Below are 1,384 nucleotides of genomic sequence, written 5' to 3'. Positions count from 1 at the left end.
GGGGACTTTTTTATGCATTTGGCGTTTTCGTCGATTTCACATCAAATTTTTTCATTACAGGAATGCTCCTAACTGAAATTTTAATTAGCAAAATAACAAACTATGTTACTTTGATCGCTATTTTGTTAAGCTCAATTGGAATGATACCTTACCAACGTTTTATAAAAAGTGGTATTGCTATTCAACAACTTAGCCCTTTTCCGCAGGGAATGGGCGCTGATCTTTATTCCAGATAGGCGCCCGGTTTTGTAATAAGCTTTATTTTTTTATTGCTTTAACGTTTTTTATAATTATTTAGTTCTCTTTTTAATTTTTCGTTTTCGTGTTTAAGTTTTTTATTGGGTTGGGTGCCTTTTCGGATTACAAAAATAATTAATGTGATTACAACAGTTATTATTGCCAAGATCATTATAATACCTATTGGATTAAAAGAACTCACCATCTATTTTCAACTCCTTTTTCTATAATAATTTCACAATCTGGCTCGATTCGGACGCAGCATCCATTTATTAAACAATGCGCCCGTTAACCACTTCAACTACTCAATGCTGTTCTTTTTACAGTCATTACAATTCCAATAATTAATTCAATAATGGCTACTCCTAATACATACAGTCCGATTGATGGAAGCGACAATATTCCTAATACAATGTGGAGTGCTGCTGCAATATATAAGCCCATTGGTTTTTTAAAAAATACACTGAAAATCGCATAAAGTAATACAGCCACCATAAGTCCGACAGCGGCATAAGAAACCCAGTTAGTAAAGATCATTTTACCCCCCCTTTTTCCTCAACATAATAGCCCGATAAAGCAGTAATGGGCGCATTTCTTAGGTGGACCCCAGTGTCAAGACACATATTTTATAAAAATAAGGTGAAAGTTGGTTCATGCTTGTCGTCCTTTTCCATCTTAGAAAACGGGGTCTTTCCTATGTCAGGTTCCGTCAAGGGGCGCTTTTACCCTTGACGGGTTCTGACATGGGAAAGATAATGGCCCAAAGATGGAAAGGATCAACTCTTAGTGACAATAGACGGATTCAGGCGTTTTATAGTTTAATGACTGATGAGGGCGCTCATGGTTATAGGTTTTCATATACTCTCGTATATTGTTTCTTGCATCCCTCGGTGTGGCATAGTCTTTCAGATAGACCTCTTCATATTTGAGGTTGCGCCAAAATCGTTCGATACGGATATTGTCCAGGGCACGCCCCTTAGAATCCATACTGATTTGTATAGATGGGTGCTCCTTCAGTAGATTGATATAGCTGGAACTGGTGAAATGACTGCCCTGATCGCTATTAAATATATCCGGTGTTCCGATTGCGAATGCACGCTGAACAGCTTCCAGGACAAAGTCCATTTCCAGTGTCTGATCCAACTCC

3 protein-coding genes are annotated in these 1,384 nt (G+C 37.9%); 1 reads left to right on the top strand and 2 read right to left on the bottom strand.

Annotated features, from left to right (window positions below):
- Positions 1-236, top strand: a 236-nt coding sequence (locus tag ABDZ72_RS09425) for a hypothetical protein (RefSeq protein ID WP_343752565.1), incomplete at its 5' end; no start/stop codon positions are given.
- 298 nt (positions 237-534) lie between these two features.
- Here the strand turns inward: ABDZ72_RS09425 and ABDZ72_RS09420 are convergent.
- Positions 535-774 (bottom strand): hypothetical protein, encoded by a 240-nt coding sequence (locus tag ABDZ72_RS09420; RefSeq protein ID WP_343752564.1) that lies wholly within the window; start codon positions 772-774, stop codon positions 535-537.
- A gap of 246 nt (positions 775-1,020) precedes the next feature.
- Positions 1,021-1,384, bottom strand: a 364-nt coding sequence (locus ABDZ72_RS09415) for an integrase core domain-containing protein (RefSeq protein WP_343752563.1), incomplete at its 5' end; no start/stop codon positions are given.

This window comes from Lentibacillus halophilus, assembly GCF_039522485.1.
GTDB classification, from domain to species: domain Bacteria; phylum Bacillota; class Bacilli; order Bacillales; family Amphibacillaceae; genus Lentibacillus; species Lentibacillus halophilus.
This window is presented reverse-complemented; position numbering and strand designations above follow the sequence as displayed.